General features: G+C 72.8%; 21 protein-coding genes. 10 read left to right on the top strand and 11 right to left on the bottom strand.

Annotation, left to right across the window (positions count from 1 at the left end):
* Nucleotides 1–27: 27 nt before the first annotated feature.
* Entirely contained in the window at nt 28–279 is a 252-nt protein-coding gene (locus tag ACLBYG_RS24130) for a hypothetical protein (protein WP_020094852.1), read from the bottom strand.
* A gap of 158 nt (nt 280–437) precedes the next feature.
* Here ACLBYG_RS24130 and ACLBYG_RS24125 point away from each other — a divergent pair, with 158 nt between their 5' ends.
* From ACLBYG_RS24125 to ACLBYG_RS24115, 3 genes are all read left to right on the top strand, one after another.
* Nucleotides 438–1106 (top strand): hypothetical protein, encoded by a 669-nt coding sequence (locus tag ACLBYG_RS24125; protein WP_447683153.1) that lies wholly within the window; start codon nt 438–440, stop codon nt 1104–1106.
* 188 nt (nt 1107–1294) lie between these two features.
* Nucleotides 1295–1555, top strand: coding sequence for a hypothetical protein (locus tag ACLBYG_RS24120; RefSeq protein ID WP_091978528.1), 261 nt, complete (start codon nt 1295–1297; stop codon nt 1553–1555).
* 87 nt (nt 1556–1642) lie between these two features.
* On the top strand, nt 1643–1918 hold the full coding sequence (locus ACLBYG_RS24115) for a hypothetical protein (RefSeq protein ID WP_020094855.1): 276 nt from the start codon (nt 1643–1645) through the stop codon (nt 1916–1918).
* 52 nt (nt 1919–1970) lie between these two features.
* On the opposite strand, the gene ACLBYG_RS24110 is transcribed toward ACLBYG_RS24115, so the two are convergent.
* On the bottom strand, nt 1971–2366 hold the full coding sequence (locus ACLBYG_RS24110) for a TIGR02300 family protein (protein WP_020094856.1): 396 nt from the start codon (nt 2364–2366) through the stop codon (nt 1971–1973).
* Nucleotides 2367–2739: 373 nt separating this feature from the next.
* Here ACLBYG_RS24110 and ACLBYG_RS24105 point away from each other — a divergent pair, with 373 nt between their 5' ends.
* Nucleotides 2740–3123: a hypothetical protein gene (locus ACLBYG_RS24105; RefSeq protein WP_042672250.1), complete on the top strand. Its 384-nt coding sequence runs from the start codon at nt 2740–2742 to the stop codon at nt 3121–3123.
* Between the two features lie 207 nt (nt 3124–3330).
* On the opposite strand, the gene ACLBYG_RS24100 is transcribed toward ACLBYG_RS24105, so the two are convergent.
* Nucleotides 3331–3615 carry a hypothetical protein gene (locus ACLBYG_RS24100; protein ID WP_020094858.1) on the bottom strand — a complete coding sequence of 95 codons (285 nt, stop codon included), beginning with the start codon at nt 3613–3615 and terminating at the stop codon, nt 3331–3333.
* 299 nt (nt 3616–3914) lie between these two features.
* Between ACLBYG_RS24100 and ACLBYG_RS24095 the strand changes: the two genes are divergently transcribed.
* The 5 genes from ACLBYG_RS24095 (at nt 3915) to ACLBYG_RS24075 (ending at nt 9725) form a co-directional block, all read left to right on the top strand.
* On the top strand, nt 3915–4181 hold the full coding sequence (locus tag ACLBYG_RS24095) for a hypothetical protein (protein ID WP_042672249.1): 267 nt from the start codon (nt 3915–3917) through the stop codon (nt 4179–4181).
* Between the two features lie 511 nt (nt 4182–4692).
* Complete coding sequence (locus tag ACLBYG_RS24090) at nt 4693–6309, top strand: GMC family oxidoreductase (RefSeq protein ID WP_447683152.1); 1617 nt, start codon at nt 4693–4695, stop codon at nt 6307–6309.
* 338 nt (nt 6310–6647) lie between these two features.
* A complete protein-coding gene (locus ACLBYG_RS24085) occupies nt 6648–7544 on the top strand; it encodes an SAM-dependent methyltransferase (protein ID WP_447683151.1) in 897 nt (298 codons plus the stop codon).
* 252 nt (nt 7545–7796) lie between these two features.
* Nucleotides 7797–8141: a hypothetical protein gene (locus tag ACLBYG_RS24080; RefSeq protein WP_447683150.1), complete on the top strand. Its 345-nt coding sequence runs from the start codon at nt 7797–7799 to the stop codon at nt 8139–8141.
* 351 nt (nt 8142–8492) lie between these two features.
* Nucleotides 8493–9725 carry a DUF3095 domain-containing protein gene (locus tag ACLBYG_RS24075; RefSeq protein WP_447683149.1) on the top strand — a complete coding sequence of 411 codons (1233 nt, stop codon included), beginning with the start codon at nt 8493–8495 and terminating at the stop codon, nt 9723–9725.
* Here the strand turns inward: ACLBYG_RS24075 and ACLBYG_RS24070 are convergent.
* From ACLBYG_RS24070 to ACLBYG_RS24035, 8 genes are all read right to left on the bottom strand, one after another.
* The gene (locus ACLBYG_RS24070; protein WP_447683148.1) at nt 9710–11536 is read right to left on the bottom strand and encodes a DUF4166 domain-containing protein; all 1827 of its coding nucleotides are present in this window, start codon (nt 11534–11536) and stop codon (nt 9710–9712) included. The two genes, ACLBYG_RS24075 and ACLBYG_RS24070, sit on opposite strands and share 16 nt — an antisense overlap.
* Nucleotides 11533–12252: a DUF4166 domain-containing protein gene (locus ACLBYG_RS24065; protein WP_447683147.1), complete on the bottom strand. Its 720-nt coding sequence runs from the start codon at nt 12250–12252 to the stop codon at nt 11533–11535. The genes ACLBYG_RS24070 and ACLBYG_RS24065 overlap by 4 nt, the downstream gene beginning before the upstream one ends.
* Before the next feature lie 56 nt (nt 12253–12308).
* Nucleotides 12309–12866: a GbsR/MarR family transcriptional regulator gene (locus ACLBYG_RS24060; RefSeq protein ID WP_056530495.1), complete on the bottom strand. Its 558-nt coding sequence runs from the start codon at nt 12864–12866 to the stop codon at nt 12309–12311.
* A gap of 236 nt (nt 12867–13102) precedes the next feature.
* Nucleotides 13103–13495: a CopM family metallochaperone gene (gene copM / locus ACLBYG_RS24055; protein WP_091681661.1), complete on the bottom strand. Its 393-nt coding sequence runs from the start codon at nt 13493–13495 to the stop codon at nt 13103–13105.
* Between the two features lie 22 nt (nt 13496–13517).
* Nucleotides 13518–13883 (bottom strand): hypothetical protein, encoded by a 366-nt coding sequence (locus tag ACLBYG_RS24050; protein ID WP_020094869.1) that lies wholly within the window; start codon nt 13881–13883, stop codon nt 13518–13520.
* Nucleotides 13884–13925: 42 nt separating this feature from the next.
* Complete coding sequence (locus tag ACLBYG_RS24045; protein ID WP_447683146.1) at nt 13926–17075, bottom strand: efflux RND transporter permease subunit; 3150 nt, start codon at nt 17073–17075, stop codon at nt 13926–13928.
* Nucleotides 17076–17086: 11 nt separating this feature from the next.
* Nucleotides 17087–18820, bottom strand: coding sequence for an efflux RND transporter periplasmic adaptor subunit (locus ACLBYG_RS24040; protein WP_447683145.1), 1734 nt, complete (start codon nt 18818–18820; stop codon nt 17087–17089).
* A gap of 86 nt (nt 18821–18906) precedes the next feature.
* A complete protein-coding gene (locus ACLBYG_RS24035) occupies nt 18907–19356 on the bottom strand; it encodes a hypothetical protein (protein WP_447683144.1) in 450 nt (149 codons plus the stop codon).
* A 489-nt stretch (nt 19357–19845) separates the two neighbouring features.
* On the opposite strand from ACLBYG_RS24035, the gene chrA reads away from it, so the two are divergent.
* Nucleotides 19846–21090, top strand: coding sequence for a chromate efflux transporter (chrA, locus tag ACLBYG_RS24030; RefSeq protein WP_447683143.1), 1245 nt, complete (start codon nt 19846–19848; stop codon nt 21088–21090).
* Nucleotides 21091–21285: the final 195 nt, after the last annotated feature.

Raw genomic sequence — 21285 nt, 5'->3', positions numbered from 1 at the left:
ACGAGTGGCCTGGATCGGGGCCGCTCGTCACAGATCGGGCTTCGAACTCGGGGCAGGAGACCGCGTCAGGCTCTCGATCTCCCGCATCGGCCTCCCCGACTTGCGGGCGATCTCCTCTTCCTGCTCGGTGATGAGAGTGCGTGCCGGCTCGTCGCCGTCGAGGCCGCCCAGGATCTCGGCCGGCACGCGCCGATTCGAGGCGCGGCTGCCGTCGGCGTAGGTGACGTCGAACAGCACGAACCCCTGCACCTTCGGCAGAGACTTGGTACGCTTGGCCATGAGGGGTATGCCGGCTTCTCGGACGAGGCGAACGCCGTCGCGGCCCCTGCGTCTTGCAGGCGCGACGCGCGGTCAGGAGCGCGTCTCATAACCCATCCTTCCCGTTTGCCGGAATATCCATGGCGCCGGCCCACAGAGGGACGCCTGTGACATCTTGGATGCACATCGACACCGGCATCGTTCCCGGCGGCACACCGTTGCACCTGATGCAGCGCGGCCACGAGTTCTCGATCGTCGCCGACACGATCGAGCTGATGAACAGCACCCGCGGAGCCTCCGAGGAGGCGCTGGCGATCCTCGCTTGCGGCCGGGTGCGCGGCCGGGGCGCGGCGCGCGTGCTCGTCGGCGGCCTCGGCATGGGGTTCACCCTGCGCGCGGCCCTGCGCAACCTCGAGCCCGAGGCGCGCGTCACGGTCGCCGAGTTGGTACCGACGGTCGCGGCTTGGGCGCGTGGACCGCTCGCGGACGTCTTCGCCGGCTGCCTCGACGACGCGCGCGTCGATCTGCGCGAAGCCGATGTCGACCACCTGATCCGGTGCGGCCCGGCCGCCTGGGACGCGATCCTGCTCGATGTCGACAACGGACCGGAAGGGTTCGTGCGCCCGGAGAACGATCGCCTCTACGGCAAGCACGGGTTGGAATCGGCGCGGCGGGCGCTGCGGCCGGGCGGCGTGCTCGGCGTCTGGTCGGCCAATCCCGACCGCAAGTTCAAGGCGCGCCTCCAGCGCTCGGGTTTCGCCGTCGAAGAGGTTCGCCCCCACGCGAACGGGCGCAGCGGCCCGCGGCACGTGGTGTGGATCGCGACCGCCGCCGGCCCGACGGTCTGACCCTTCTGAACATCGATTGGGCCGCGTTCCGGCCCTGACGGCCTTGCCTCGGCAGCGAGCGGGCGTCCTTCGCACTCTATCCTTCAGGTCCCGGCCCTCTTACACTCGATCCGTCGCCGGATCGGCCAGACTTCAGGTTCCGGTGGCTGGGGGACGCGTGCCCCCTCCTACGGAGCCGTGAGCCCGCGATGGCCGACCTCATCGATTTCCCCGGGAAACGCCGAGGTGCCGGCTCGGCCTACCGGCTGCACCGGTTCGGCGCGGACGGCAGCGACCGCGGCACGGTCCTCATCCGAGCCCGCGACGACGCGGAGGCCAGGCATCAGGCCGACAGGCTGGCCGAGGGATTGTTGGCCGAGTTGTGGTCCGGGGACCGGCTTCTGGATCACTTCGCGCCGGCCGGCCACCCGGTTGCGGCCTGCATCGGTCCCCTGCGCGACGGGCCCTGATCCCGCGGACGCGCTGGCCTGCCGGCGCCGCGAGCCAGCCGTTGTTACATTGTTGCATGCTCTCGCGCGAGGTGCGATACGCCGCGGATGTCAGCTGAGGCCACGCTCTGGGATCTGGTGACCGCCGAGCGTATCGCCATCGAAGATGTCGGCGCCGCCGTCGACGCCTACCTGGCAGAACCGACCACCCAGGATCACGCCATCGGTCCGGACCACGTGCTCGATCTCGCGGCGGCCGTCGCGGCCCACCCCTCCGCGCCCGCGATCGTGGTCGACACCGAGTCCGACGAGCCGTCGCGCCGCATGGCGGTGCGGGCGGCCCTGCTCATGAGCCGCCCCACCACCCGATCAAACAGCGACTGAGATTGCGGCCACCCGCGCCTGTCCGCCGGACGACCGGCGGCGGCGTGCGGGCCTACTGGTCGTCATCGTCGTCGTTGACCTCGACGAGATCGCTGGTGTCGTCATCGTCCTCATCGACGACGAGGTTGTCGTCGTCGACCTGCTCCCCGTCGTCCTCGATGTCGAGCGCGTCGTCATCCTCGGCGTTGCTGTCCGTGTCCTTCTCGGCCTCCTCGGCCTCGACCTCGTCCAGCGAGACGAGTTCGGGGCCCTCCGTCTCGTCCTCTTCGTCGCTCGGCGCCTCTTTGCGCGCGACGACGGGAGCGCTCCCCCTGGAATACGATGTCGCGGCAGCGATCGGCACGACCTCGCCCGAGTAGGGCGAGATCACGGGATTCTTGCCGAGATCGTAGAACTTCTTCCCCGTCGTCGGGCAGATACGCTTCGTGCCGAGGTCCGGACGCGCCACTGAGACTCTCCCTGAAGGCCGTGAGACGCTGGATCGCCAGCGAGCATGCGGTGATGTCTACCACAGTCGGCAGCCCGATGCCCCGCCTCTTCGCGCCGAGCGAGGCGTGTCTGCACGACAGAGGTGCCGACACGCGATCGGCAGAGGAGGCAGAGGGGGAGAGTGCGGCGGGGCCCGATCTCCGTGATGCCGCGCGATGTCGCGGACGCTGCGGTGACGCAGCGACCGCGATGTCCGCGATGCGGGCGGGACGTCATCCAAATAGGGGTGGTGCTCCGGAGCACGTCGCGCCGTGATGTGTGGTGCTTAATCGTGTCTCGCACCGTCATCGCCGATGGGACTTGTGCGGCGCAGGTGCTGGAGGGTCTCCACCATGTTGACTCGCACCGTCATAGGCCTCGTCGCCCCCGTCTGCCTCGCCGCCGCGTGGGCCACGCCGTCCCTGGCACAGCCGGCCGCCAATGGCGGGCCGAAATTCCTCATCCACGGCAACTACTGCGGCCCCGGCAACAACGCGCCTCTGCCGCCTATCGACGCCCTCGACGCAGCCTGCGCCCGCCACGACGCCTGCACGCCGGATATCGGACTTCCGACAAAGGCCTGTAACCTTCGGCTGGAACGCGAGGCAGCCGCGGTTGCTCGGGACCCGCGGCAGCCGGACAATGTGCGCTCCCTCGCCGGTTTCGTCGCGTCGTTCGCGGCGTCGAACGCGTCGAGCCCGGCGCCGACGGTGCTCCCCGCGAGACTGGCGCGCTGAGAGCCCGACGCATCCGCCACCATCCGCCCGCACGGGCGTCGGGCGCCGGCACGAACCGGAAGCCGGCGGGATCGCCGGCCGTGGGGGTTCATCCCGCCTGCGCCGTCTGCCGCCCCCAGTCCCACGCGCGGGAATCCGGTGACGGCGACGGCGCGCGCGGGGCCCGCCCCGGCCGGCCGGTCCGGCCGCGTTGCGCGAGCGTGGGGCCTACCGTCCGCTGGGCGCGGCGTAGCTGCCGGTAACGCCGTTACCCCGGCTGCTGCCGCCCGCAGAGCCGGGGGTCTTGTTCCGGACGAAGCTCGCACCCGGATAGCGCCGCTGGACCCGCGACATCGAGTGTCGCCGCACGTGATGGCGCCTCATCCGCACGTCGGTGAGCATGTCGGACGGCGACGAGAGGCCGGTCGCGGGGCCCGCGGGAACGGCCGAGGCGGGGACGGCCAGGACGCCGAGGCCGACACCGGCGAGCGCGGCGAGAACGAGAATGCGCATAGAGCTCCTCCATGCCTCGGCGGAGATGGATCGCCGCGGCATGGAGGGAAGACCTGAAGCGCGCGTCTGGTTCAATGAGCGGGCCTTCGTGAGCGCAGTCTGCCGGGCGGCCGCGACGCCGGCGGCAGAGACAGCCTGGTCACGCGCGGTCACAGCTGCGCCGCCCGCGCGATTAATCCCGGACGCCGCGTGCGCAGCGGCACGTCGCTCCGAGACAATCGCTCCCATATCAGTGTCACGCAAGATGAAATGGGCCGTAAGTCTCGGACTGTACTGCGTAAAGGAGCAAGAATTAGCCTATGAAGACCCGTATCGCCGCTACCGTCACCGCTCTCATGCTCGCCGTAGCTCCGATCTCGTCCGCCATGGCCTACGATCGTCCTGCCTGGACTGGCTCCACGCCCTACGATGTCGAAACCACGGGCTCGTTCGGCGCCCCGTTCGGCGGCCGCTACGACCGCGACCCCTGGACCTGCCCGCAGAGCTCGGCCGCGGAGGGCAATGCCAACCAGCAGAACTTTCCGGTCAAGCAGTACGGCCAGACCGCCGGCGGCAACCGCTGCTGAGGTCGGGGGACACGATGCTGAAGGCCTTCTCCTACGCGATGATCGGCGCCTTCCTGGGCGGCCTCATGATGACCGTCGTCGGCTCGGCCGGCGTGCTGATGGGCCTGTGAACCCGGCAGGATGCCGGCGGCCACCCGGTAACGGACCACGAGACTGACGCGAGCGGCGGGGTGCGAGCCTCGCCGCTTTCGCGTGTCCTGCCGCTCGATCCGCCGATCCGACCTGCCCGCTCGCCGGCTTGTGGCGCGGACGAGAAACCGTGTCCCATGTAACGCGCGCGGTCACGCGCCGAAATCCACCTGTAACAGAAGCATTGCGTTATCGATCCGCGCGTCGAACGCCGGGTGCGCGCCGCTTCGCGCGGCAGCCCGATCGCGGCGCCACTGATGTTCCGGCAATCCCGACGCGGCGATTGCTGGAGCGCGGAGACGTGAGCGTCGGAATGTTCCGCCCGATCCTCGAGTGACCGAGATCGTTCCGATCCGCTGCTACAGGTGAGACCTTCCAGATCATGAGCACTTCAGACGCCCTCGACCGGACCGATTTCGCGCGGCGGGCGGGGGAGAACCAGGCCCGGCTGACCGCCGACCTGAAACCGGCCTACGACTTCGTCGTCTGCGGCGCGGGCGCCTCCGGGTCGGTCGTCGCGCGGCGGCTGGCGGAGAACCCCGAGGTGCAGGTGCTCCTGCTCGAGGCGGGCGGCTCGGACGACGCCGAGGCCGTGCTCGATCCTGCCCTCTGGCCGACCAATCTCGGTGGGGCGCGGGATTGGGGCTTTCGCGCGGAGCCGAATGCCCACCTGAACGGACGCACGCTCTCCATGGCGATGGGCAAGGGCCTCGGCGGCGGCTCCAGCGTCAACGTGATGGTCTGGGCGCGCGGCCACCGGTGCGACTGGGACGCCTTCGCCGCCGAGGCCGGCGACGCGGCCTGGGGCTACGAGAGCGTCCTCGACATCTACCGGCGCATCGAGAACTGGCGCGGCGCCCCCGATCCGGCGCATCGCGGAAGCGGCGGTCCGGTCTGGGTGCAGCCCGCCTCCGATCCCAGCCCCGTGGCCCACGCCCTGCTCGACGCCGCGCGGGACCTCGGCATCCCGACCTTCGACAACCCCAACGGGCGCATGATGGAGGGGCCCGGCGGCGCGGCGATCACCGACATGCTGGTCCGCGACGGCCGGCGCGTCTCGCTGTTCCGCGCCTACGTCCATCCCTGGCTCGACCGCCCCAACCTGACCGTCCTCACGGACGCGCTCGTCCGCCGCGTGACCTTCGACGGCCGCCGCGCCACAGGGGTCGAGTTCGTCCACGCGGGCGCGGTCCGGACCGTCGGCGCGCGTGCCGAGACGGTCCTGTCGATGGGGGCGATCCACACACCCAAGGTGCTGATGCTCTCGGGGATCGGCGACCGGGACGAGCTCGGGGCGCTCGGCATCCCGTCGGTGCAGCACCTGCCCGGCGTCGGACAGAACCTTCAGGACCACGTGTCCTTCGGCTGCACCTGGGAGTATGCCGACCCGATCGCGCCGCGGAACAGCGGCAGCGAGGCGACCTTGTACTGGACGAGCCGGCCCGGCCTCTCGGCGCCGGACCTGCTGTTCTGCCAGGTCGAGTTTCCGGTTCCGAGCGAGCAGACCGCGGCGCGCGGCGTTCCGGCCCACGGCTGGACGATGTTCGCCGGCCTCGCGCAGCCCACCAGCCGCGGCCGCCTGCGGCTGCGGAGCGCCGACATGGCGACGCCGCCGGTCATCGAGGCGAACTTCCTGTCCCACCCGGCCGACGTGACGGCGGCCGCGGCCTGCGTCGATCTCTGCCGCGCCCTCGGCAACGCGCCGGCGTTCCGCCCGTACGTGCGCGCCGAGGCCATGCCGGGCCCGCTGTCCGGCGCGGCGATGGCGGACTACATCCGCGATGCCGCCGTCACCTACTGGCACCAGAGCTGCACCGCCCGGATGGGCCGCGACGCGCTGGCGGTCGTGGACGGGGCGCTCCGGGTCTACGGCATCGACGGCCTGCGGGTCGCCGACGCCTCGATCCTGCCCCGCGTGACCACCGGCAACACCCAGGCGCCGTGCGCGGTGATCGGCGAACGGGCCGCCGAGATGCTGAAGCGGGCGCACGGCCTGTAACGCCCGTCGCCGCAGCGAGCACGATCGGCTGACCGGAGGGCTCGCTCAGGACGCCCCGTCGCGCGGACATCGCACCGGCCGAGCCGGGCGTCGATCCCGTCCCCGGAATCGCGACGCACAGCGCGTCGCGGACGGCCCGATCAGGCCGCGTGTGACGGCCGGAAGCGCTGAGGTCCCCTGAGCCGCTGTCGAGGAGCGACCGGGCGGATGATCCACGGGCTCACGGCCGGGAAAGACACCGCGGATCCTTGCCCGGCCTCTTTCCGAGGATGCCGGGCCGGGCCGTCCTGTTCGGGTGCCACGACGCGTCGTGGCGATCATCACTTCGGCGGTCGCGGATGGCTATCGACACGATTGAACACACGCTGCGCGCGATGGGAAACGCGGCGCGAGGCCTGGCCGCGATCGGTGCAGCCCTGCGATTGCGGCAAGACGCGAAGGAAGGCGCGCGGGAAAGCGCGAGGGCGGTCGATCCCGAGGTGGCGCGCCGACTGCGCGACGTGGTCGCCGCCGTCATCCCGGGCGGCCTCGGTGACCTCAAACCCGAGCAGGTGTCCGCGCTCCTGGCATCCGTCACCCACGCGCTCGAGGAGGCGCGGGATCTGCTGGATCACCCGGAGCAGCCGCCGGTCTGGCAGGTTCGCGATCCCGCGATGTTGCAGGCTCAAGGCCAGGCGTCGCGCAGCGTCGTGCGGCGCCTCGCGGCCTTGTCGACCGAGCGCCCGTCGCTCGCGGCCGCACTCACCGGGCGCTTCCTGGATGTCGGCACCGGCGTGGGCGGCATCGCGCTGGAGGCCGCGGCACACTGGCCCTCGCTGCGGGTCGTCGGCCTGGACATCTGGGAGCCGGCCCTGGCGCTGGCGTTCGCGAACGTGGCGGCGAGCCCCTTTCACGACCGTATCGAACTCCGTCTGCAGGATGTGACGCGGTTCGACGATTCGGCAGGCTACTCGCTGACGTGGCTTCCGGCACCCTTCCTCTCCCGGGACGCGGCCCGAACAGCGCTCGATCGGCTCACGGCGGCCCTCGAGCCGCGGGGGTATCTGGTGGTCGGACTCTACGCTCCGCCGGCGGATCCCGCGGCCGCCGCGCTCGCTGCCCTGCGGCTGGCCCGCAGCGGCGGACATCTGTGGGAATGCGCGGCCATGGAGGCTGAACTTCGCGCACGCGCCTTCACCGCGGTCGAGACTTTCGCGGGCCAGCCGGTCACGCTCGTGATGGGGCAGCGCCCGTAGAGCGATCGCACGCGCGGGGCCGACGCGGCCGACGTGGCGGCCGACGTCGCGGCCAACGGCGCGGGCCGCCTGCCCGCCGCGGCGTCGGAGTTCGCGGTCGTCCCGACCGGTCGAGGTTCGGTCGAAGCGCGCACCCGAGCCCCCGCGAGGGATCCCGCGTCGAGCCCCGCGTCCGGGCTTCTGTGACCGGGATCACAGCGACCGGCCATCGGTCGGCGGCAGAGTGCCTTCACCCCAACAGGGAGACGCACGATGAAGATGATCTCGACGAAGATGTTGATGGTGGCGGGTCTCGCGGCCGCGTCGTTGGCCGGTGGTGCCGCCAGTGCCGACGCCCGCGGGTTTGGCCGTAGCGGTTTCGGACACGGAGGCTTCGGCCATCACGGAGGCTTCGGCCATCGCGGGTTCGGGCACGGAGGCTTCAGGCACGGCGGGTTCGGTCACCATCGCCATTTCTACCGCCGTGGATTCCGTCGGCGCTTCGGCGGGTTCAGCTGGGGCTATCCCGCGAACAGCTCCTTCCTCGGCCCGAACTTCGGCGACTGCCGCGCGATCTACAATCCTGTCTTCTTCGGCCATGAGCGCGTGTGCGGCTAGCTGAGCGACCATCTTCGACGGAGCGCGTTTCCGTCACGCGATCGGCCGCCGCTGCACGCGGCGGCGGCCGGCTGACCGACGCCATCCCGCAACCCCTCGCTCCGACGACGGGATCCGTGACGGCGACCCCAGCCCCATCCGTCCCGGGGATGCCGCCCGACTCTCGTGATCCGAGCCGCATCGGCCGCGGATCGAGCGACAGCTCGTAGCGGCCGCGAATTCGGACCTCACGTGCCGCCCTCGCTTGAGGGCGGCACGTGAGCGTGGTGAGGGTTGTCTCACCGAGGATGGTATCGGTGACGCGATCCGGGCGCGTCACGGCGCCCTGGCGCTGCGCCGAGGAGCAGGGCGATGGCGGTGGGGACATCGATGGGTGCAGGTCAGGAACGCGAACCGGCGACACGCCGCGCGGCCCCGGATTTCTACGACAGTCTGCCCCGGTTCACCGCCTTCTCCAGCCTCATGGATCCAGGCCTCTACCGGCCCCTGCCCGCGGATTGGTGGCTCGGCGTGGCCGATGTCGTCGGCTCCCGGCAGCAGATCGGGCTTGGCCGCTACAAGGCGGTGAATGCGGCCGGCGCAGCCATCATCACGGCGGTCTCCAACGCACTCGGCCGGCGCGAATTCCCCTTCGTCTTCGGCGGCGACGGGGCCAGTTTCGCCGTCGCCCCGGACGACGCGGACGCCGCGAGAGACGCGCTGGCGGCGACGGCCAGCTGGGTCCGCGAGGCGCTGCAACTGGAGCTGCGCACCGCTCTCGTGCCGGTCTCGGCCGTGCGCGATCGCGCGCTCGACGTGCGCGTGGCGCGCTACGCGCCCAGCGCCCACGTTTCCTATGCCATGTTCAGCGGAGGTGGGCTGCCCTGGGCAGAGGCGGCCATGAAGGCCGGCGACCACGCTATCGCACCGGCCGAGGCCGGCACCCAGCCCGACCTGACCGGCCTCTCCTGCCGCTGGCAGGAGATCCGTCCCCGGCACGAGCTGATGCTCTCGCTCATGCTCGTGCCCCAGCACAGCGGCGACGCGCCGGCCTTCCGGCAACTCGTGCAGGAGCTCCTGCAGAGGCTCGAGATCAGCGCCGAGGTCGCGCGCCCGATGCAGGACGCGGGACCGGAGATGCGCGGACCGTGGGCGGGACTGGACCTCGAACTGCGCGCGATACCGGGCTCTCGCAGGAGCCGCTTCTGGGCCAAGTTCCGCCTCGCGGCGCGATCGATACCGGAATACCTGATCTACCGCACGGGCGCGCGGGTCGGCGCGTTCGATCCCGCCGTTCTGCGGCGCGAGATCGTGGGCAACACAGATTTCCGGAAGTACGATGACGCGCTGCGGATGACGCTGGATTGCACCCGCGCCTTCGCCGATCGCCTCGAGGCGGAGCTCGCCGGCGCGGAGGCGCAGGGGATCTGCCATTTCGGCCTGCAGCGCCAGGCGGCTGCGCAGTTGACCTGCATCAGCCCTCCGGTCCCCGGCAGCGGGCACATGCATTTCATCGACGGTGCCGGTGGCGGCTATGCCGCGGCGGCCGCGAATCTGAAGGGTCGCGCGGCCGATGGCGGTGCCTCGGCTCAGACCCGCCCGTGACGCGGCTCCGGACCGTGCCCGCTGCGGGACGGGGCGCGGGCACGCGATGACGCGATCGGCAGGGCCGTTACCGGCCCGGGATCCCCGCCGGGTGGCCGGGATGGGCCCTGTGCCGGATGTCTGCTCCGCGGCGGCGCGGTCGGCTCTGCGCCCGGGACGAAGCCGGATCGACGGCCCGCGCGATCGTCCGTGTCGAGCCAGCCGCGGTAATGCACCACCAGCCCGACGCGTGGCAGGGCGATCGAGACGTCGAAGCGGAACAACCCCGCCTCCTCCCACTCGCGGGCGGCGGTGCGGGGTGCGAGCGCCAGCGGCAGGGGCAGCCGCGCGACGGACCAGCCGCGCAGCACCATGCGCAGGCCGCCGCCCTCGGGCGCGAGGTCGAACCTGAAGCGGAGCGGGCCGAACCGCTCCACGAGGCAGCCGCGCTCTTCGGAGAACGCGCTCGTGAACCGGCGACCGGAGAACGCGCGCGTCCAGCGCTCCACCCCGCGCGCCTCGCTGAAGCCGACGTGGAGATCGTGCGCGCCCGCGACCGGCAATCCGAGGAGCGCCGCGAGGCCGCGCGCGACGGGGTGGCGGCCCCGTCGCACGACGGCGCGGCCGTGCGCCCCCGCCTCGCGCAGCACGCCGTGCAGGGCCGCGACGCGCGGCGCGAGTTCGGCGAAGCGCGGACCCAGGACGCGCGCGTAGAGCGCATCGGCCTGTCCCGACTCCCGCACGTCGTGGCGGATCGACAGGCGCGCGAAGCTCGGCTCGAAATCGGACAGGTCGAGCGCGGTCCCGGCGTCGCGCGCCCCGGGCGCGATCGCACCCTCCAGGATCCGCTCGGCCAGGATCGCCGCCGGCAGCACCGGGATCTCCGGGCCATGACCGTCGGCCGCCAGGAGGGTCCAGCGCCGTTCGACGCGGCGCCCTGCGGCCGTGCCGAACATCCGGACGACCATGCCGGACCGATCCGAGCCCCAGCGCGCGGTCAGCCGCTGCGCCAGGAGAAGCCCGCGCGCGAGCCCCTGCAGGGAGGGGATCCAGCCCCAGCGCACCGGCCAGCTCGCGCACCAGAGGCCGATCGTCTGCACCGCGAGTTCGGTCCCGGCCCTGAAGCTGACCGCCGGCCGGCCCGGAAGCCGGCCGGGCAGGAGATCGAGGTCCGGGACGTCCGCCAGGGCCAGCCAGCGGCGGCCGAGGGACGCGCCGTCGGACAGGGCGAAGTGCTCGCGCCGCAACGCCTGCCAGCCGACACCCGCCGACCAGCGCTGTCCGCGCCAGAGCCGGATCGGCCGGCCCACGTAGCTCAGGATGGCCGCGGCGACCGACGTCCCGGCGGTCGCGCGGTTCGAGGCGCTGATCGCGATCTCCACGGCGGTGACCGCCTCCATCCCCTGCGCCAGGCGACGGGCGACGGCACCGGACAGGGCGGGGACGCTCGATGCACCGGAGAGGATCGCGACGCCGCCCGCGCGTGCGGCGGCGTCGAGCTGGCCGATGCCGGTCACGAACGCCCGGCCGTCCGCGAGATCGAGGTACGGGATCGCCGCGGCGATACAGGCCTGAGGCAGAGCGTAGCCGCTGCCCTGGAAGGGGCCGGCCGCATCGATCACGAGGTCGGGACGGACGCGTTCCAGCAGGGGCGCGACGGCACCGCTGCGGTCGGCCTGAAGGGGACGGCACGGGGGATGGGCCGCGCAGAACGCCTCGGCCCGCGCCAGGCGGCGGCCGGCGACGACCACGTCGTGACCGGCCTCCGCGAGCCGCCGCGACAGGCGAGCCCCGAAGCCGCCGTACCCGCCGAAGACCAGGACCGTGCTCACGCCGCCTCTCCCTGCCCCGCCGGCTCGGCGTCCTGGAAGACCGCTTCCTGGTGGATCAGCCGCCCGAACCAGGGGTGGGCGATGTCGAGGATGAAGCGGAAGGCGCCCGGCGTCGCGTCCCCGCCGGCATCGGCGTGGGTGACGGTGAGCGCGCCGGGGGTGAGCCAGCCCGGCAGGTGCAGGCGGCGCCCCAGGCAGTCGATGAAGTAGCGGTGGCTGCGAAACGTCAGCGCCCCGTCCTCGACCGCCACCGTGAGGCTCATGCCGACGCCGGCGCCGACATGCTCCTCCAGGCCGGTGGGACCGGCGAAGCGCTTGGCCGAGTGGATCACCTGCGGGAAGCCGGAGGCGCGGGCGTACAGCCGCGTCCAGACCTGACCGCCGCCATCCGGGTCCTCGGTGACGGTGACGACGCCGGCGCGGCCGGTCTGGCGTTCCAGAGGCAGCGGGCCGCCGACCAGCCGCGTCGCCTGCGCGACGAGCCAGCCGAAGCGGCTGACGTCCATCGCGACGACGTGGCCGACATAGACCGCGCTCGCCCCCTGCGCGAGCCGCTTCCCGAAGCGGCGGCGCACGGCCGGCGACAGGCTCGCCCACGCGCGTTCCGGGATCAGGGCCCGGAAGCGCAGGTCCAGCAGGTCGCCCGGCTCGGTGAGCGACCGGGCGGGGGAGAACGCGCGGGACGGCCCCGCATCGGCTCGACGGACATGTCCCATCGCGGTCACCTGGGCCCCTCGATCGGTCCGGCTCCCTGAAGACGACCCTCGGATCGTCACTCAGCCTTGGCCGGCAGGAACTTCACGATCCGGCCGCCCAGCCGGATGAGCTTGGCCAGCGTGCCCCGGGGCACGTTGAGCATCTGGCCGTACCAGCGCTCCATCGACTCGGTGAAGTCGAGCATCGCGCGCAGGCGCCGCTTGGCGACCGCCCCGAGCGCCGGGTCCGCGTCCGCTTCGGCGACGCAGGCGCGCAGGGCCGCGATGGCGGGATCGATCTCGCGCTCCTTGCGGCCGGCGGCGATGCGCGTGACCATCTCCCAGAGGTCGGTCTCGGCGGCGAAGTGGTCGCGGCGCTCGCCCATCACGGGCACACGGCGGATCAGGTTCCAGCCGAGCAGCTCGCGCAGGGAATTCGAGACGTTCGACCGCGCGATGCCGAGCATGCCGGCGATGTCCTCGGCGGCGAGAGGGCGCTCGGAGAGGTAGAGGAGCGCGTGGATCTGCGCGACCGAGCGGTTGACGCCCCACTGGCCGCCCAGATCGCCCCAGTGCAGCACGAAGCGCTCGACCGCGGCCGGCAGGGGACTCGGCATGTCTGTTATTTCTGTCATGACAGAAATAACAGACCAGAACGAATACGCTGTCAAGCGGCCGGGATCGCGGGCTGTCGACGCTCGGCCGGGTCCCGGTCGCGCCGCCAGGGCGGGACCGGGCATCCCGTCCCGCGCCTGACCGGGAACGGCGCCCGCGTCAGGCGCGGGGGCGCCTCGCCCCGCTCTGGCGCGGGTGAGGCACCTCCATCGGGGCGGGTCGGGACCACCCCGGTCTCCGGTCCCGGCGCGGGCGGCTACTGGCCGTGCCGCTTCAGCCACGCCTCCATGTCGGAGATCTCCTTCTCCTGATCGTCGATGATCTTCTGCGCCATCGCCTTGGTGGCCGGATCCTTGGCGTGCTTCAGCGCGACCTTGGCCATGGCGACCGCGCCCCTGTGGTGCGGGATCATGTGCCTGCGGAAGTCGACGTCGGCATCGCCGGTATAGGGGACGTCCATGTCCTTCATCATCGCCGTGTCGGCGGCCTTGAACGCCTTGGTCGAGGCGTCGTCCTTCGGGTTCGGCTTCATCGAGCCCATGTCCTTGCCGGACATGGAGCCGTGGTCGTGCATGCCCTGCGCCAGGGCCGCCCCGGCCAGCCCGGTCGACAGCAGGGCGGCGGCGAGAAGGGTGCGGAGGTGCGTCATGGATCGTTCTCTCCCGGTGGGGTCAGTTGAACTTGCCGCTGGCGGTCGCGCCGTCCGGGCCGGTGAGCTGCACCGCGCCCTTGGGGCTCGCGCCGAGCGCGGTCGCGGCCTTGCCGGTCATGCGGTTGCCGTCGGCGGGCTCGAGCGGCACGCGGGTCGGCTTGCCGCCGACGACGAGGATGGCGGTGCCCTTGAAGCCGGCGGCCGGGACCGGCTTCTGGCCCTCGTCGGACAGGAACACGTCGACGGCCTCGCCCTTGGCGACGAGCTCGACGTGGAATCTGCCGGCATCCGTCACACGGCCGCCGTGCTGGCCGGCGGTCTCGTGGGCGCAGACGGCGGACGCGGCGAGGAGGGCGGCGATCAGGGCCAGTCTCGGTAGGATCATCCCGGTTCTCCTGGGTTGTGCGGATCAGTTGGGTTGTGCGGGTCAGTAGGCCTCGGCCGGGCGCGGGCGGGCGCCGTCCGGGGATGGGTGGGCCGGCGTGTCGGCGTGGAGGGCGCGCAGCCGCTCCAGCGGCGCGCGGCCGAAGCGCAGGAACAGGACGGGGGTCAGGACGGTGTCGAGCAGCGTCGCGCTGACGAGGCCGCCGAAGATCGTCACCGCCACCGGGTGCAGGATCTCCTTGCCCGGGCTCGCCGGGTCGTAGAGCAGCGGCACCAGCGCGACGCCGGCGGCGAGCGCGGTCATCAGCACCGGGGTGAGCCGCTCCAGGCTGCCGCGCACCACGAGGTCAAGCCCGAACGGCACGCCCTCGTGCAGCGACAGGTTCAGGTAGTGGCTGATCTTCAGGATGCCGTTGCGCGCCGCGATGCCGGTCAGCGTGATGAAGCCGATCATCGACGCCACCGACAGCGGCTGCCCGGCCAGCCACAGGGCGACCACCGAGCCGATCAGCGCCAGGGGCACGTTGCCCATGATGATCAGGGCGAGCGCCGTCGACCTGTAGCGGCTGAACAGGATGGCGAAGACGAGCGCCAGGGACACCGCGGAGAGCACCGCGATGGTCCGGCTGGCCTCCTCCTGCGCCTGGAAGGTCCCCTCCAGGCTGGTGAAGAAGCCCGGTGGCAGCGGCTCCTTCGCCATCGCCTCGCGGATGGCCGCAACGACGGTGGCCATGTCGCTCCCGCCGTCGGTGTTGGCCTGCACCACGATGCGGCGCCGGGCGTTCTCGCGCAGGATCTGGTTCGGGCCGTCGGTCTCGCGGATGTCGGCCACCTGGCGCGCCGGCACCCAGCCCGAGGGCGTCTCCAGCAGCAGGTCGCCCAGGCCCGCGGTGGTCCGGCGGTCCTCGGACAGGCGCAGCACCACGTCGAAGCGGCGCACGCCGTCGACCACTGTCGAGACCACGCGCCCGTTCGAGAGGCGGCTGATCTGCTCGACCACGGCCGCGGGCTGCACCCCGTAGAGGGCCGCCCGCGTGTAGTCGACGCGGACCTCGAGCTGCGGGATGCGGACCTGGCGCTCCACCTGCAGGTCGGCGAGGCCGGGGATCGCCGCCATCCGGTCGCGCAGGGCGTTCGCGACCCGCCGCAGGGCGTCGAGATCCTCCCCGTACACCTTGAGCGCGATCTCGGCGCGCACGCCCGAGAGCATGTGGTCGAGCCGGTGCGAGATCGGCTGGCCGACGTTGACGGCGACCGGCAGGGCCGCGAGGCGCCCGCGGATGTCGGCGACCAGCGCCTCCTTCGGGCGCTCGGCACCCGCGTCGAGGGCCACCTCGATCTCGGAGGCATGGACGCCCTCGGCGTGCTCGTCGAGTTCGGCCCGGCCGGTGCGGCGGCCCACCGTCCTCACGCCCGGGATGTCGAGCAGCAGCTTCTCGGCGATCAGCCCGACCCGGTTGCTCTCGGCGAGCGAGATGCCCGGGTTGAAGGTCATGTTGACCGTGAACGAGCCCTCGTTGAACGGCGACAGGAAGGCCCGCGGCAGGGTCCAGGCCGCGACGCCGGCGGCGACCACCGCGACCGCGACCGTGCCGACGAGCAGGCCCTGGTGCCGGAACGCGACCCGCAGCAGGGCGGCGTTGCCGCGTTTGAGCCGCTTCAGGAGTCGGCTGTCGTGCTCCTCCAGCGTCTTCAGGCCCGGCAGCAGCAGGGACGCCAGCACCGGGGTCAGGGTGATGGAGGTGAGCAGGCTCGCCAGGATGGAGATGATGTAGGCCTCGCCCAGCGGGGCGAAGAGGCGTCCCTCGATGCCCGACAGAGCGAAGAGCGGCACGAACACCAGGATGATGATGAGCGTCGCGTAGACGATGCCCGAGCGGACCTCGTTCGAGGCCTCCACCACCACCTGGAGCACGCCTCTCGGGTTGCCCGCCCGCCGGTTGTCGCCGAGCCGTCGGTAGATGTTCTCCACGTCCACCACCGCGTCGTCGACGAGCTCGCCGATGGCGATGGCCAGCCCCCCGAGCGTCATCGTGTTGATCGACAGCCCGAACAGGTGGAACACCGCCGCGGTCGTCAGCACCGAGACCGGGATGGCCAGCAGCGAGATGGCCGTCGTCCGCACGTTCAGCAGGAAGGCGAACAGCACCACCGCCACCACCAGCACGGCCTCGACGAGGACACGCGCGACGTTGCGGATCGAGGTCTCGATGAAGTCGGCCTGGCGGAACAGGATTCGGTCGGCCCTGATGCCGGACGGCAGGGTCGGGCCCATCTCCTTCAGGGCGGCCTCGATGCTGCGGGTGAGCCGCACCGTGTCGACGTCCGGCTGCTTCTCGACCGAGACGATGACCGCGGGCCTCGCCATGTAGCCGGCGTCGCCGCGCTTCACCTTCGCGGCGAAGGAGACCTCGGCGACCTGCCTCAGGTGGACGGGCGCGTCGTTGATCGTCGCGACCACCAGGCTGCGCAGGTCGTCGAGGCTCATGGTCCGGCCGATGTTCCGGATCAGGTACTCGCGCGCGTTCTGGTCGGTGAAGCCGCCGCCGGCGTTGGTGCCGAACCGGGCGAGCGCCGTCTCGAGCTGCGCGTTCGTGACGGCGAGCGCGCGCATGGCGGCCGGGTTCGGGCTGACCCGGAACTGGCGCACCTCGCCGCCGATGGGGATGACCTGCGCGACGCCCGGGATGGTCAGCAGCCGCGGCCGGATCGTGAAGTCGGCGACCTCGCGCACCTGCATGGGGGTCGCGGTGTCGCCCGTGACCGCCACCAGCAGGATCTGGCCCATGATCGAGGAGATCGGGCCCATGACCGGGGTCACGCTCCGGGGCAGTTGGTCCTGCACCAGGGCGAGGCGCTCCGCGACCTGCTGCCGGTTCCGGTAGATGTCCGTGCCCCAGTCGAACTCGACGTAGGTGATGGACAATCCCACGCCCGAGACCGAGCGCACCCGGGTGACGCCCGGCAGCCCGTTCATCCGGGTCTCGATGGGATAGGTGACGAGTTGCTCGACCTCCTGGGGCGCGTAGCCCTCGGCCTCCGTCATGATGGTGACGGTCGGCTTGTTGAGGTCGGGGAAGACGTCGACGGGCAGCTTGGTGGCGGTGAAGGCGCCGTAGAGCACGAGCACCGCGGCGAGCGCGAGGACGAGCAGGCGGTTGCGGACCGATTGTCCGACGAGGACGGTGAACATCGGCGGATCCCTCAGCGGACCTGGTCGAGGAGTTCGGCGCCCTGCGTCACGACCCGCTTGCCGGGCCCGACCCCCTCCGCCACCAGCACCCGGCCGCCGTCGAGGGGCTCGACGCGGACCGGCCGCGCCTCGAAGCGCTCGGCGGTGGTGTGCTCGTAGACGACGTCCTGCCCGTTCCCCGCGCGCACGACCGCCGCGCGCGGCAGCGCCAGCCCGGCCTGCTCGGTGTCGGTCCCGGCGAGCACGGTGACGAACTGCCCGACCCGCAGGCCCGAGGCGTCGCCCTGGACGGCGAACTGCACCGGGATGGCCTGGTTGCGGTCGGCGAGGCCCGAACCCTGGTAGGCGAGCTTGAGGGTCCGGCCGTCGGCGAGCCGTGCCGTGGCGTCCTGCGCCGCCGCGAGGGCGTCGAAGCTCAGAGCCTCGACCCAGAGGCGGCCCGGGTCGACGACCTGGAAGACCATCTGCCCGGGGGTGGCCATCTGACCGGCCACCGCCGCGGCCTGCGCGACGACGCCGTCGACCGGCGCGACGAGCGGCTCCGGCTCACGCCTGATCCTGTCGAGGGCCGACCGTCGGTCCTGCAGGCCCTTGAGCTCGGCCAGGGCGTCGTCGAGCTGGGTCTGGGCCACGGCGCCGGTCAGGGCGAGCCGCCTGTAGCGGTCGACCCGGCGCTCGACGATGGAGATCTGCTGGTCGAGATCCCCTTGCGTCTGGCGCATGTCGGAGACGTCGACCGCCTGGATCGGCGGTGTGACCGTGGCCAGGATCTCGCCCTTGCGCACCCGCGTGCCGAGGCGCGGGAACGGGCCCGAGGGCGGAGGCGACAGGCGACCGCCCACCGAGGACTGCACGACGCCGCTGGCGTTCGGGTCCGGGATGATGCGGCCGGGCAGCTCGACCGAGCGGTGGAAGCTGCCTTGCTCGGTCATCGTCGTGCGCAGGGCGAGCAGGCGCTGGGTGGGCTTCGGCACGAAGACGGATCCGTCGGGCAGGCGCTGCGCGAGGTCCGACGCGGACGGCGCGGCCGGGCGCGTCCCGGTCAGCGCGGCCCCCCGCACGGGGGCTTCGCGGTCGTCGTCGCCGTGCGCGAAGGCGGCGGTGCCCAGAACGAGGGTGATGCCGACGGCGATCAGCGCCGCCGTCGGGACGCCGCGGCGGCCCCGCGCGAGGGCGGTGACGAGGACGCCGAGCAGGAAGGCGACGGCGACCGCGCCGACCAGGATCGGGTCCCCGGCGCCGAGGCGCTGGCGGACGCCGCGGGCGACCTCCGAGACGCGCGCGAGCGCCGCCCGTGCCGCGGCCGGCTCGGCGGGAATTGCGGCGCCGGCATCGGCCGGCACGGTCACCGTGACCGGCAGCACGTCGACCGCGTCGCCGGCGGTGACCGTCGCGACGAGGTCGTGCCGGCCGGGCCTCGACAGCCACGGGGCCGGCAGCGTGTAGCCGCCCCCGGGCGTGGCGCTGGCTGTCCTCGGGCCCTCGGGGGTCTCGACCTCGATCGTCGCGCCGGTCACCGGCTCGTTCGTCCGGAAGCGGTCGAGGAACAGGGTCAGGGCGCCGTCGCGCGGGATGGCGACCAGCTCGAAGGCGTCGGAGAAGGCCTCGCCGCGCGGGGCGATGGTCTTCGAGACGGGGGGCTGGGCGGCGCCGTGGTCGTGGCCCTCGTGGGCGCGGGCGGGCCCCGCCGGGACGGCGGCGAGCAGCGCCACCGCGCCGAGGGCGGCGGCAAGACGGGTCGACATGGAAACGGTATCCTCGCGATGGGGATGCCGGGCGCGGCCACGGGCGGGCGCACCTCGGGCGTCGCGCGCCTCGGGCGCGCCTCATCTCACGCGCGGGTTCGTGGGGGCTCGGGCAGGGCCTCGGGGCCGAGGCCGGTGCGGCCGGCGACGTCGCCCGGGACCAGCGTGACGGCGCCGAACAGGTCCGGCGACAGGCCAGGGGGCCCCCCGAGGACGCCGGTGGCGCAGCAGGCCATCGTCCCGCAGCAGCGGGTCTCGCGGCCCGGACGACAGCACCCGTCCTCGGCCGGCTCGACGCGCGCCGCCGCGACGGTGGCGCGGCCGACCTTGGACCATGCCGGCGCCGCGGACCGGGCGGCGGGCGTCACCTGTACGGACGCGGCGACCGGGGCGACCGCCCTCGGCTGCGCCGCGGCCGCGCGGTGGCCGTGGTGGGCATGGCCCTCGTGGGCCTGGGCCGCGGACGGCGCGACGTAGGCGACGATCGCGAGGATCATCGCCGCCATCAGGCGCAGGATCTGCCGGTCCGGGCTCATGGGTACGGGATTACACCGGTTCTGGCGGCGGGACCATGTCCGCCGCCGGGACGTGGATGCCGACGTGAGATTCCGGTCGCTGCGGCGCCGCGTCGGGCCGCCGCGAGCACGGGCTCGGCCGGGAAGAAGGCCGAGACTCGTCCGGTGACATCCCGCCCGGCCGGGATGGTATCCTGCGCGGTTCGTCCCGCGCCCGGCCTCGCCGGCCTCGAGCGGAGCGGATCAGTCCCGCGAACGCCCCAGGGCCGCTCCGTCTGTTCGCGAGGACGTGACGGATACGCTCCCGGCACGTCCGCCCGCGAACCGCGGAAACGGATCGGGTCATCCTGGTGCGCCTGCTGGTAGGCCGGGTGGTAAGCTTGGTAATACGCCCGGCGGTGTTCTTCCCGAACGGCATCCGGACGCGGCTCGACCCCGAGGTGCCCGGTGCCGGTCGTTGGACGCCAGCCACGCCCGCCCCTTCGCGACACGCCCGGACCCAGGCCGCCCATGACCGACGCCTCATCGTCCGCTGAGCCCGGGCGGCCCGAGTCCGCGTCCGCAGGCGCGCCGGGTTCCGTGGGAGAGGTCTTCCGCGCCTTCCTCAAGCTCGGATTGACCGCGTTCGGCGGCCCCATCGCGCACCTGGGCTACTTCCGCGACGAGCTGGTCACCCGGCGCCGATGGCTGGACGAGCGCGGCTATGCCGACCTGGTGGCGCTGTGCCAGTTCCTGCCGGGGCCCGCCTCCAGCCAGGTCGGGTTCTCGCTCGGCGTGCTCCGCGGCGGCGGCCTCCTGGGCGGGCTCGCCGCCTGGGCGGGGTTCACGCTGCCCTCGGCCCTGCTGCTCCTGGCCTTCGCCTACGGCGCCGCGGCCCTGTCGGGTCCGGTCGCCGACGGCGTGATCCACGGTCTCAAGCTCGTCGCCGTGGCGGTCGTCGCGCAGGCGGTCTGGGGGATGGCCCGCTCCCTGGCACCGGACCGGCCGCGCGCCGGCATCGCGGTGGCGGCCCTGTTCCTCACGGTGTTCGTCGCGGGCTCGGTCGGGCAGCTCGGCGCCATCGCCCTCGGTGCCCTCGCCGGGCTCGTCCTCTGCCGGGCGGCACCGCAGGCGCAGGCGGGGCACCTCGCGGTCCCAGTGTCCCGGCGGGCCGGCGCCGCGGCGCTGGTCGCCTTCGCCCTGCTCCTCGTCGTGCCCCATCTGCTCGTCGCCGGCCTGCCATCCCAGGGCCTGGCGCTGTTCGACGCCTTCTACCGCTCCGGCTCCCTGGTGTTCGGCGGCGGCCACGTGGTGCTGCCGCTGCTGCAGGCCGAGGTGGTCGCGCCGGGCTGGGTCGGCCCCGGCACCTTCCTCGCCGGGTACGGCGCCGCCCAGGCCGTGCCCGGCCCGCTGTTCACGTTCGCGGCCTACCTCGGCGCGGTCGCGGGGCCGTCGCCCCACGGCGTGGTCGGCGCGGCCATCGCGTTGGTCGCGATCTTCCTGCCGGGCGTGCTCCTGGTCTACGGCACGCTGCCCTACTGGGACGCGTTCCGGACGCGTCCGCTGGCCCAGGCCGCGATGCGCGGGACCAACGCGGCGGTGGTCGGAATCCTCGGTTCCGCGCTCTACGATCCCGTCTGGAGCAGCGCGGTCGGCAACCCGCGCGATTTCGCCGTGGCCGTGCTGGCGTTCGTGCTGCTGACGGTCGGTCGGGTGGCGCCGTGGATCGTCGTCGCGCTCACGGCCCTGGGCGGTGTCGCCCTCGCCTCGCTCTGACCGGAGCCGCCCTGACCCGATCGGCCCGCTCGACCCGGCCGACCTGAACCCGACCGACCTGGACCCGACCGCCTTGGACCCGTCCTGGCCGGTGCGAGCGGGAGGATCGGCTTCGACCGAGGGAGCCGGACATGCGGCGCGGTCGGAAGACGAGCGCGGAACAGGCGGTGCGGAACGGAACTGCCCCGTCCCCGT

This window comes from Methylobacterium sp. D53M, from assembly GCF_053345625.1.
This window is presented reverse-complemented; position numbering and strand designations above follow the sequence as displayed.